Here is an 11,064-nt window from a genome sequence, read left to right as displayed (position 1 = left end):
GGAACTGAGAAATGAACGAACTGACCAAATTCACCAACCAGCTGGCCAAGCCTGAAACCTTCGACCAGATTCAGATCGGCATCGCGAGCCCCGAGCGCATTCGCTCGTGGTCGTTCGGCGAGATCAAGAAGCCCGAGACGATCAACTACCGCACGTTCAAGCCCGAGCGTGACGGCCTGTTCTGCGCCCGCATCTTCGGACCCGTAAAGGACTACGAGTGCCTGTGCGGCAAGTACAAGCGCATGAAGTACAAGGGCGTCGTCTGCGAGAAGTGCGGCGTCGAAGTCACCGTGACCAAGGTCCGCCGTGAGCGCATGGGACACATCGAACTGGCCGCGCCGGTTGCGCACATCTGGTTCCTCAAGTCGCTGCCTTCGCGCATCGGCCTGCTGCTCGACATGCAGCTCAAGCAGCTTGAGCGCGTGCTCTACTTCGAAAGCTACATCGTGATTGAGCCGGGCCTGACCCCGCTCGAGAAGTTCCAGCTCCTCACGGAAGACGAGCTGCTCGATGCGCAGGATGAGTATGGCGAAGACGCCTTCTCCGCCGGCATCGGCGCGGAAGCCGTGCGCACCATGCTGATGGACCTCGACCTCGAGGCCGAACGCGATGCGTTGATGGAAGAGCTGGAGACCACCAAGTCGACGCTCAAGCCCAAGAAGATCATCAAGCGCCTCAAGGTTGTCGAGAGCTTCATCGATTCGGGCAACCGCCCCGAGTGGATGATCCTCGAAGTCGTGCCGGTCATTCCGCCGGAACTGCGCCCGCTGGTGCCGCTCGACGGTGGCCGCTTCGCGACCTCGGATCTGAACGATCTTTATCGCCGTGTGATCAACCGTAACAACCGCCTGAAGCGCCTGATGGAGCTGCGCGCGCCCGACATCATCGTGCGCAACGAAAAGCGGATGCTGCAGGAATCGGTCGATGCGCTGTTCGACAACGGCCGCCGTGGCCGTGTGATCACCGGCGCCAACAAGCGTCCGCTCAAGTCGCTCAGCGACATGCTCAAGGGCAAGCAGGGCCGCTTCCGTCAGAACCTGCTCGGCAAGCGCGTCGACTATTCGGGCCGTTCGGTCATCGTGACCGGGCCGGAACTGAAGCTGCACCAGTGCGGCCTGCCCAAGAAGATGGCGCTCGAGCTGTTCAAGCCGTTCATCTACGCCCGCCTCGATGCCAAGGGTCTTTCGATGACCCTGAAGCAGGCCAAGAAGTGGGTCGAGAAGGAGCGCAAGGAAGTCTGGGACATCCTGGATGAAGTGATCCGCGAACATCCGGTGATGCTCAACCGCGCACCGACGCTTCACCGTCTTGGCATTCAGGCCTTCGAGCCTGTGCTGATCGAAGGCAAGGCGATCCAGCTGCACCCGCTCGTCTGCTCGGCCTTCAACGCCGACTTCGACGGTGACCAGATGGCCGTCCACGTGCCGCTTTCGCTGGAAGCCCAGCTCGAAGCGCGCGTGCTGATGATGTCGACCAACAACATCCTCTCGCCCGCCAACGGCAAGCCGATCATCGTGCCTTCGCAGGACATGGTGCTGGGCCTGTACTATCTCTCGATGGACCGCGAAGGCGAGCCGGGCGAGGGCAAGGTGCTGGCCGATATCGACGAGGTGCATCAGGCGCTGCACGTGGGTGCGGTGACCTATCACTCGAAGATCACCACCCGCGTTCCGCAGACCGACGAGAAGGGCAAGCAGTACATGGCGCGCGTGGAAACCACGCCGGGCCGTATGCTGATCGCCGAGTGCCTGCCCAAGAGCCACAAGGTGCCGTTCGACTTCGTCAACAAGCTGCTGACGAAGAAGGACATCGGCGAGGTGATCGACCAGGTCTATCGCCACACCGGGCAGAAGGACACGGTGCTGTTCGCCGACGCCATCATGACGCTGGGCTTCCGCCACGCGTTCAAGGCCGGCATCTCGTTCGGCAAGGATGACATGATCATTCCCGACAGCAAGGAAGGGATGATCGAGGAAACTAAGACGCTGGTGGCCGATTACGAGCAGCAGTATCAGGATGGCTTCATCACTCAGCAGGAAAAGTACAACAAGGTAATCGACGCCTGGAGCCGTTGCGGTGATCAGGTGGCGGCTGCCATGATGGACGAGATCCGGGCGACGCCGAAGGACGAGCACGGCCGCGAGGCGCAGATCAACTCGATCTACATGATGAGCCACTCCGGTGCGCGTGGTTCGCCCGCGCAGATGAAGCAGCTGGCCGGTATGCGCGGCCTGATGGCCAAGCCGTCGGGCGAGATCATCGAGACGCCGATCATCTCGAACTTCAAGGAAGGTCTGACCGTTCTTGAATACTTCAACTCGACCCACGGCGCCCGTAAGGGCCTGGCCGACACCGCACTGAAGACGGCGAACTCGGGTTATCTGACCCGCCGTCTGGTCGACGTGTCGCAGGACTGCACGATCGTCGTCGAGGACTGCAAGACCGATAACGCGCTCGACATGCGTGCCATCGTTCAGGGCGGCAGCGTAATTGCCTCGCTGGGCGAGCGTATCCTGGGCCGTACCCTGGCCGAGGATCTGGTGAACGCGGCGACCGGCGAAGTGATCGTCAAGGCCGGCACCCTGCTCGACGAGCCGATGGTGGCCGAGATTGAAGCAGCCGAAGTGCAGGTTGCGAAGATTCGCAGCCCGCTGATCTGCGAGGCCGAACAGGGCGTTTGCGCTACCTGCTACGGACGTGACCTTGCTCGCGGTACGCCGGTGAACATCGGCGAGGCTGTTGGCGTGATCGCTGCGCAGTCGATCGGTGAGCCGGGCACTCAGCTGACCATGCGTACGTTCCACATCGGCGGCGCGGCGCAGGTCAACGAGACCTCGCACCTCGAATCGATCTCGGACGGTAAGGTCGTCTATCGCGACATGCCGACCATCACCGACAAGCGCGGTCGTCGTCTGTCGCTGGCCCGCAACGGCGAGATGGTCGTGGTCGATCCGGAAGGTCGCGAGCGCGCCATCCACCGCGTGCCTTACGGTACCGAACTCAAGTTCGAGGATGGGGCCGAGGTCAAGGAAGGCGATCGTCTGGCTGAGTGGGATCCGTTCTCACTGCCGATCATCACCGAAACGGCGGGTGTGGTTCGCTATCAGGACCTGCTCGAAGGCAAGACGCTCGAAGAGCGCATGGATGACGCCACTGGCATCGCCCAGCGCGTGGTCATCGAGTATCGCGCCGCCGGTCGCTCCAAGAAGGAAGACCTGCGTCCGCGTCTGACCCTGTTCAACGAGGCGGGCGACGAGTCTGAGGCAGCACGGTACATGCTGGCTCCGGGCACGACGCTCTCGGTCGAAGATGGTCAGGAAGTGATCGCCGGTGACATTCTGGCGCGTGCCTCGCGCGAAGCTTCGAAGACGCGTGACATCACCGGCGGTCTGCCGCGTGTTGCCGAGCTGTTTGAAGCCCGCATCCCGAAGGACGCGGCGGTGATTGCCAAGATCTCGGGCCGGATGGAGTTCATCCGCGACTACAAGGCCAAGCGCAAGATCGCGATCGTTCCGGAAGAGGGCGATCCGGTCGAGTACCTGGTGCCGAAGACGAAGGTGATCGACGTTCAGGAAGGCGACTTCGTGAAGAAGGGCGACACCCTGATCTCGGGCTCGCCCAACCCGCACGACATTCTCGACGTAATGGGCGTGGAGGCACTGGCCGAGTATCTCGTGAACGAGATCCAGGAAGTGTATCGACTGCAGGGTGTGAAGATCAACGACAAGCACATCGAGGTGATCGTTCGCCAGATGCTGCAGAAGGTCGAGATCACCCACGGCGGCGACACCACGCTGCTGCCGGGCGAACAGGTCGACTACGAGGAAATGCTCGAGGTCAACTCCAAGCTCGGCAAGAGCAAGGATCCGGCGCAGGGTGTTCCGATCCTGCTCGGCATCACCAAGGCCTCGCTGCAGACCCGCTCGTTCATCTCGGCGGCTTCGTTCCAGGAGACGACGCGTGTGCTCACCCAGGCCTCGGTCGAGGGCAAGAAGGACTCGCTGATCGGCCTCAAGGAGAACGTGATCGTGGGCCGCCTGATCCCGGCGGGCACGGGTGCGGGCATGAACCGCGTCCGCGTGGCGGCCTCCAGCCGCGACGCTGCGATCCGTGCGCAGTACAAGAAGATGCAGGAAGCGCTGGTCGCCGCCGATACTGCAGCCGAAGAGCACGCGGCAGAACTCGCGCGCGATCCGGCTGACGATCTGGGTGACGACGTGCTGGCCTCGGTCGAGGGCGAGACCCACGGAACCGATGCCGACGCGGGCGAGTACCTGAACCCTGAAGCGGCTGACGACAAATAAGCCGCGGGCATCGCTGAACCATCGAAAAGCCCCGCCGGAGCGATCCGGCGGGGCTTTTTCTTTGCGCCAGGGCTAGAAAATATTCGGCCTTCAACAACTAATGCAAATCATTCGCATTGCATCGAAGGTGAGGTTCGATAGTATCGCTGCGAATCATTCGCAGGAGACCGCTATGCCGAACACCCCATCCTCCGCCAACGCCGCCACTGTCGAACGCGTCGCCCGCCTTGGCCAGCCGGTTCCGCTTGCGAGCCTGTCGTGGACGGCGTTGCGCACCATCTCCGCCACGCGCCTGATCGCGGTCTGCGCGCGGGCCGGACGCGATCCGCTGGTGGAATTGACCCGGCGGCTGGGCGATGTGACGACGGCCCGCGTTTTCGTTCACTTTGCAAATCTGGTCGGCGCTTATTGGCCGGAGGACGTCCAGGTGATGCGGCCTTGTTGCTGCGTGCTCAGCCCCGACGAGATGACGCTGGCGCTGATGGCCGACTGCGCCGCGACCGGTCGTAGAGAAGAGTTCAGCGCCGTGCTCGATGGGTTCGTCCGCACCGATCGCCACGAGGAACTGTACGATCGAACCACGGTGATGGTCGCACATTTGCAATGAGGCCGTGGCCTCGACCGCGCGAGGCGCTATAGCGCGGAGCGATGACCACTACCCGCTTTGCCCCTTCGCCCACTGGCCGCCTTCATGTCGGCAATATCCGCACTGCGCTCCACAACTGGATGCTCGCCAAACGTGACGGCGGCAAATTCCTGCTGCGGATCGACGACACGGATCAGGCCCGCTCGAAGGAGGGACATGTCGAGGCGATCCGGGCCGATCTCGCCTGGCTGGGGCTGGTGCCCGATGGTGAAGAGCGTCAGAGCGCGCGGCTGCCAATTTACGAGGAGGCCTTTGAGCGGCTGCGCGCGGCGGGCCGCGTCTATCCCTGTTACGAGACCGCGCAGGAGCTGGAAGTTCGCCGCAAAATCCAGCTCGGCCGCGGATTGCCCCCGATTTACGACCGCGCTGCGCTCGCGCTGAGCGAAGCCGGACGCGCCGCGAAGGAAGCTGAAGGGATCGCCCCGCACTGGCGCTTCAAGCTCGATCATGAAGAGCCGATTGCCTGGGATGACGGCGTGCGCGGAGCGCAGAAATTCGATGCAGCGCTGCTGTCCGACCCGGTTATCCGCCGCGCCGATGGCTCGTGGCTTTACATGCTGCCGAGCTGCATCGACGATATCGCCATGGGGGTGACGCAGGTGCTGCGCGGCGAGGACCATGTCTCGAACACCGCCACGCAAATCCAGATGTTCACCGCGCTCGGCGTCACGCCGCCTGCCTTCGCGCATGAGGCGCTGCTGGTGGGCAGCGAGGGAAAGCTGTCCAAGCGGCTCGGCTCTCTCGGCTGCGATGCGTTCCGCGAGCAGGGGATCGAACCCGCCGCACTGGTCGCCCTGCTGGCGCGGCTCGGCACCAGCCTGCCGGTCGAACCGCTGGCGGACCGGACGCAGCTGCTCGCCACTTTCGATCTTTCCACTTTCGGGCGCGCCCCGGCCCGGTTCGAAGAGGTGGAGCTGGCCCGGATCAACCACGGTATCGTCCACCAGCTGCCCTTTGCCGAGGTGCGCGAGCGACTGCCCGAGGGCATGGGTGAAGCGGGATGGCTGGCGATTCGCCCCAATATCGCCACCGTGGCCGAGGCGGCCGATTGGTGGAATGTGGTGACCGGCCCGGTCGAGCCCGGTCCTTTGAACGATGAGGACCGCGACTTTCTCGCCCGTGCTGCCGAGCTTCTGGTTTGGAGCGAAACGCCGTGGGCGGATCTCACCACAGCGCTCAAGGCCGAGACGGGGCGCAAGGGCAAGGCGCTGTTTCTTCCCCTGCGGCAAGCACTTACCGGCCTTGCGCAAGGGCCGGAGATGGCAGCGCTGTTGCCGCTGATCGGGGAAGAGGCCACCCGCGCTCGCCTCGCAAGTGCAGCAAAAGTGCAACGCTAGTTCGCAAACGCAAACCAAGGAGACTTGCAACAGCGTCTGTTTTGGGTATGTCGCGATGTTATAGCATCACATTAACCCAAGCGAGATCTCATGAAGTCCTTCCGGCTAGCCCTCTTTCTCACCGCCGCCAGCCTTGCCGCCCCCGTGCTGGCACAAAATACCGACACTGCTGACGAAACAGCACGCGACGACTTCCACAATCGCGATGTTGGCCGTGACACCATCGTGGTCAGCGCGGCGGGGCTTGAGCGGCTGGATGTGCTGGCGGGCACCTCGGTGCTGGAAGGCAATGCGCTGCAGCGCGATCTCGAAAGCCAGATCGGCGATACCATTGACAAGCTGCCCGGCGTTTCGACCTCGGGCTTTGCGCCAGGGGCCTCGCGCCCGATCCTGCGCGGCCTTTCGGGCGAGCGTATTCGCGTGTTGACCGATGGCGTCGGCTCGATCGACGCATCGGCAGTGTCCGACGATCACTCGGGAACGGTCGATCCGCTGATCGCCAGTTCGATCGAAGTGCTGCGCGGCCCTGCCGCGCTGCTGTATGGCAGCCAGGCGATCGGCGGCGCGGTTAACGTAATTACCAAGCGCATCCCGCCATCAATTCCCGATGAGCCGGTGCATTTCGATGGTCTTGTCGGCTTCGACAGCGCGAGCGACCGTGTGGAAGCAGGCGCTTCTATCGATTGGCGGCTGAGCAGCGAACTCGCCTTCCATATCGATGGCTCGCATCGCTACACCGACGATCTCGATATTCCCGGCTATGTCGCCACGCCCGCCTTGCGTGCCCAGTTGCTCGACGCTGCTGACGAAGAGGAAGAAGAGGGCCATCTCGACGAGGCGGAAGAGTTCCGCGAAGGGGCCAATGCTCAGGGCGTGTTGCCCAACAGCTTCACCAGAACCTCCACCGCGGGCGCTGGGCTTGCCTGGCACTCGGGCCAGAACATGTTCGGTGTCTCCGCCGACTATTACGACACGACCTATGGCATTCCCGGCTTGCCCGGTGTGGGCCACGTTCATGCTGAAGAGCATGAAGAGGGCGAGGAAGGCGAGGAAGAGGGCCACGAAGAGGAAGGCCCCGTTTCCATCGGCATGAAGCGGACCCGCGTCGATGCGCGCGGTGCCATCGACCTTGGCGAAGGCTTCTTCGATCTGGTCCAGGCCAAGTTCGGCTATTCCGACTATACCCACACCGAATTCGAAGGCACCGAGACGGGTACGAAGTTCGATGTCGAAGGCGTCGAAGGCCGGGTCGAGTTCGTCCAGTCCAACCGCAACGGCTGGGGTGGTTCGATCGGGATGCAATATTCAAACGTCGATTTCGCGGCCGATGGCGAGGAAGCCTTCGTTGCCCCCAACACCACCGAGAACTGGGCGCTGTTTGCGGTGCAGCAGTACGACATCGGCGCCTTGGGCCTGCAGGCCGGCGCTCGTTATGAACATTCGGGTGTCGACGTTGACTTTGCCGATGGCACCAACCTCACGCGCGATTTCGATGCGTTCTCTGCTTCGGCAGGTGTCTCCTATGCCCTGCTCGAAGGGCTTGAGGATGATCTGCGCATCGGTATCAACGGATCGCGTGCCGAACGCGCGCCGGTTGCGCAGGAACTGGTGGCCGATGGCCCGCATGTGGCAACGCAGGCCTACGAAATCGGCGATGCGTCGCTGACCACCGAAAGGGCCTGGGGGCTTGAAGGCTATATCCGCGGGTCAATCGGGCGCGCGTTGGTCAGCGCCTCGGTCTATCACACCTGGTTCGATGGCTTCATCTATCTGGACGAGGCCGACGTCGAGCCTATCGACGGGCTGGAAGTGTTCAATTTCTTGCAGCAGGATGCCAAGCAATTCGGTGTCGAGGGGCAGGTCAGGGTGCCGCTGATCGACAACGACGGCTTCCAGCTGCTCGCCGATCTACGCGGCGACTATGTCCGCGCGACGCTCGACGACGGCAGCCCCGTGCCGCGCATTCCGCCGCTTAGCGGTCTCGCCGCGCTCGAAGCTCAGGTTGGCCACTTCGACATCCGCGGCGAGGTTGAAGCCTATGCCAAGCAGGATCGCGTTTCCGAACACGAGCGCCCGACAGACGGCTTTACCTTCGTCAACGCCTCGGTCGCCTGGCATCCTTTCGAGGGCAACGAGAACCTCACCGTGCTGGCGCAGGTGGACAACATCTTTGATGTCGAAGGTCGCCGCCACACCAGCTTCACGAAGGAATATACTCCGCTCGCCGGGCGCAATGTCAAGCTTAGCGCCCGGGTGAGCTTCTAAACGCCTACTCGTTAGTGACCGAATCGCCCACCTGTTTGACGGTGTCGCCGACCTGATCGGCGGCACCGCTTACAGAGTTGGCGGCCTCGGCAACGGCATTGTCCTTGGCTACTTCGGCGTTGCTCATTTGCGTGAGAAACAAGCCGCCAATCAACAGGGCCGCCAAGACAAGCACCGCGATTACCCATACGCCACTGCTTGAGGAACGCGGCGCATCGTCGCGGACATAGGTGGTCGTATGGCTGTGCGTATTGCCAGCCTCGTCGGTGGTGATGGTGGTACGTTCTTCGCTCATCGGACAACTCCTTGATTGGAGGGATGAACGCCGAACGGCAGCTTCGGTTTCCGGGAAGCGGGCCGCTATACCTCGTCGTAATGGAAGGGCGCGATTACGGCCTTGGGATGGGCTTCGTATTCGAAGCTGGGCGGCAGGTCGGGCTGGAGGCCATCGGTCGAGCGGAGCAGCGCGACACCTCCGCGATGCCACCCCTCATCGTATTCGCAGTAGAAATTGATGATCCCGTGCAAGCTGGCAATGCGCCAGCGCCCATCCTCGCGGACATAGGCGTTCTCGTAAGTCGCTTCGCCCCAGCGCCCTTCACCGCCGCGAAAGCCGACCATCATCAGCGTACGCCAGCGGCCTTTGGCCGTGCCTGCTTCGCTGTCGATATGCAGCACCGGCTGCAATTGCATGTGGTTGTAGATCGTGCCGTCCTGATAGGGCGGCAGGTGGTGCAGATATTCGCGCACACGGTCCTGCCCCACATAGACGCCGCGCCCGGCAATCTCGAGCGTGCCGTCTTGCGCGAAAAGGTCTGCCGCCTTGTCCCACATCCCCTTGTCGACATAGTAGCCATAGGCGGCCTGCAGGTTCATGACCTCGCGGTAATCCTCGGCTGCGAGCGCGCGCGCTTCCAGTTTCTCGATCCGGTCGAGAAGCTCGCCCATCGTCGGTTGGCTGGCCATGTGCTTTTCTCCTCCCAGTTGTGTCTGCCGATCAGAGCCGCGGTAGCGTTACTCCGCGCTGGCCCATATATTTGCCCGCCCGGTCGGCATAGGTGACCTCGGGACGTTCGTTGCCCTGCAGGAACAGGAACTGACACGCGCCTTCGTTGGCATAGATCTTCGCCGGCAGCGGGGTGGTGTTCGAGAATTCAAGTGTGACGTGGCCCTCCCAACCCGGTTCGAGCGGGGTTACGTTCACGATGATCCCGCAGCGGGCATAGGTGCTCTTGCCGAGGCAGATCACCAGCACGTCTTCCGGGATGCGGAAATATTCTACCGTGCGCGCCAGCGCGAAGGAGTTGGGCGGGATGATGCAGACCTCGGTCTCGCGGTCGACGAGGCTGTCGCCGTCGAAGTCCTTGGGATCGACCACCGCCGAATTGACGTTGGTGAAAATCTTGAACTCGGGCGCGACGCGCGCGTCGTAACCGAACGAGCTAAGCCCGTAGGAGATGCAGCCATCGCGCCGCTGCGCTTCGACGAAGGGCTCGATCATGCCCTCGTTCAGCGCCTTGTCGCGAATCCATTTGTCCGAAAGAATTGCCATGCGTGAGGGATTCCCGTTTGCGCCCGGGCAGGCAAGGGCAGTGTGATTTTTACCCCCTATTCGCGCACCCACTCATACCGAAAATGCTCGCCATCGCGCTTCACACGCCCGGCGCTGGTGCCGCGAAAGTGAGCGGGAAAGCACATGATCTGTTCGTCGGCAGCGCGCGCCATCACCTCCTGCCGCACGCGGCTGGCAGTGACCGGGTCGGCGTCGAAGGCGAAGGGCAGGTCGAAGCGGATCATCTGGATCGGGTGGTGGATCACGTCGCCCCAGAATATCGCCGGAGCCCCGCCCGCCTGCGCGTTGACGATCACATTGCCCGGCGAATGGCCGAAGGCAGGTTCGAGCCAGACCCCGTTGCCGATCTCACGATGGGCGCAGAAGTCGGCCTCGACCAGCTCGCCTTGCCCGGCTTCCATCACCGGCAGGATCGAATCCTGAAACGCCTCGAAGTGTACCGCCTCGCCTTCGGGATTGGCCTTGAAATAGTCGTAGTCGCGCTGGCCGAAGACATAGCGCGCGTTGCGGAAAGTCGGCACCCAGCGCCCGTTTTCGAGCCGCGTGTTCCAGCCGATGTGATCGAAGTGCAGGTGCGTGCACATGACCATGTCGATGTCCTCCGGCTGGAACCCCGCCCGCGCGAGATTGCCGAGGTAATCGGTGTTGAGCTGGTGCACGGCTTCGATCGAGCGGTTCTTGTGGTTGCCGTCACAGGCGTCGACGAGGATGCGTTTGCCATCGAGCTCGATCATCCAGGAGTGAACGCCGAAGGTCATCAGGCACTGTTCGGGATCGGGATGGATTTCGCCTGGTGCATCGTACCAGCGGCGCATCCGGGCAATGTCCTCGGCAGTGACGCCGGGCAGGTTCATCAGCAGCGGCGTGGGGCTGTCCATCTCGTGGACCTTGTGCACGCGCATCCGGCCAAGCTCGATCGGCTTCATCGGTCTCTCTCCC

8 protein-coding genes are annotated in these 11,064 nt (G+C 62.8%); 4 read left to right on the top strand and 4 right to left on the bottom strand.

Annotation, left to right across the window (positions count from 1 at the left end; genetic code table 11):
• Positions 1–11 precede the first annotated feature (11 nt).
• The 4 genes from rpoC to E0473_RS07605 all read left to right on the top strand — a co-directional run bounded on the left by rpoC (position 12) and on the right by E0473_RS07605 (position 8,552).
• Positions 12–4,304 (top strand): DNA-directed RNA polymerase subunit beta', encoded by a 4,293-nt coding sequence (gene rpoC / locus E0473_RS07620; protein WP_137680281.1) that lies wholly within the window; start codon positions 12–14, stop codon positions 4,302–4,304.
• Between the two features lie 172 nt (positions 4,305–4,476).
• Positions 4,477–4,911, top strand: a complete 435-nt coding sequence (locus tag E0473_RS07615; protein ID WP_137680280.1) for a DNA-directed RNA polymerase subunit beta' — start codon at positions 4,477–4,479, stop codon at positions 4,909–4,911.
• A gap of 41 nt (positions 4,912–4,952) precedes the next feature.
• Positions 4,953–6,287, top strand: coding sequence for a glutamate--tRNA ligase (gene gltX / locus E0473_RS07610; protein ID WP_137680279.1), 1,335 nt, complete (start codon positions 4,953–4,955; stop codon positions 6,285–6,287).
• A 90-nt stretch (positions 6,288–6,377) separates the two neighbouring features.
• Positions 6,378–8,552, top strand: a complete 2,175-nt coding sequence (locus tag E0473_RS07605) for a TonB-dependent receptor (RefSeq protein WP_137680278.1) — start codon at positions 6,378–6,380, stop codon at positions 8,550–8,552.
• 4 nt (positions 8,553–8,556) lie between these two features.
• Here E0473_RS07605 and E0473_RS07600 read toward each other — a convergent pair whose 3' ends face one another.
• The 4 genes from E0473_RS07600 to E0473_RS07585 form a co-directional block, all read right to left on the bottom strand.
• A complete protein-coding gene (locus tag E0473_RS07600; protein ID WP_137680277.1) occupies positions 8,557–8,847 on the bottom strand; it encodes a hypothetical protein in 291 nt (96 codons plus the stop codon).
• Positions 8,848–8,912: 65 nt separating this feature from the next.
• Positions 8,913–9,518, bottom strand: coding sequence for a nuclear transport factor 2 family protein (locus tag E0473_RS07595; protein WP_137680276.1), 606 nt, complete (start codon positions 9,516–9,518; stop codon positions 8,913–8,915).
• Between the two features lie 31 nt (positions 9,519–9,549).
• Positions 9,550–10,104 (bottom strand): dCTP deaminase, encoded by a 555-nt coding sequence (gene dcd / locus E0473_RS07590; protein WP_119593432.1) that lies wholly within the window; start codon positions 10,102–10,104, stop codon positions 9,550–9,552.
• A 56-nt stretch (positions 10,105–10,160) separates the two neighbouring features.
• A complete protein-coding gene (locus E0473_RS07585; protein WP_137680275.1) occupies positions 10,161–11,051 on the bottom strand; it encodes an MBL fold metallo-hydrolase in 891 nt (296 codons plus the stop codon).
• Positions 11,052–11,064: the final 13 nt, after the last annotated feature.

The organism is Aurantiacibacter suaedae, assembly GCF_005434915.1.
GTDB classification, from domain to species: Bacteria; Pseudomonadota; Alphaproteobacteria; order Sphingomonadales; family Sphingomonadaceae; genus Alteraurantiacibacter; species Alteraurantiacibacter suaedae.
This window is presented reverse-complemented; position numbering and strand designations above follow the sequence as displayed.

What these genes read in the sequence shown, in the direction of transcription:
- E0473_RS07615 (WP_137680280.1), top strand. Translation starts at nt 4,477, where the DNA reads ATGCCGAACACCCCATCCTCCGCCAACGCCGCCACTGTCGAACGCGTC.
- E0473_RS07585 (WP_137680275.1), bottom strand. Translation starts at nt 11,051, where the DNA reads ATGAAGCCGATCGAGCTTGGCCGGATGCGCGTGCACAAGGTCCACGAG.
- rpoC (WP_137680281.1), top strand. Translation starts at nt 12, where the DNA reads ATGAACGAACTGACCAAATTCACCAACCAGCTGGCCAAGCCTGAAACC.
- E0473_RS07600 (WP_137680277.1), bottom strand. Translation starts at nt 8,847, where the DNA reads ATGAGCGAAGAACGTACCACCATCACCACCGACGAGGCTGGCAATACG.
- E0473_RS07605 (WP_137680278.1), top strand. Translation starts at nt 6,378, where the DNA reads ATGAAGTCCTTCCGGCTAGCCCTCTTTCTCACCGCCGCCAGCCTTGCC.
- E0473_RS07595 (WP_137680276.1), bottom strand. Translation starts at nt 9,518, where the DNA reads ATGGCCAGCCAACCGACGATGGGCGAGCTTCTCGACCGGATCGAGAAA.
- dcd (WP_119593432.1), bottom strand. Translation starts at nt 10,104, where the DNA reads ATGGCAATTCTTTCGGACAAATGGATTCGCGACAAGGCGCTGAACGAG.
- gltX (WP_137680279.1), top strand. Translation starts at nt 4,953, where the DNA reads ATGACCACTACCCGCTTTGCCCCTTCGCCCACTGGCCGCCTTCATGTC.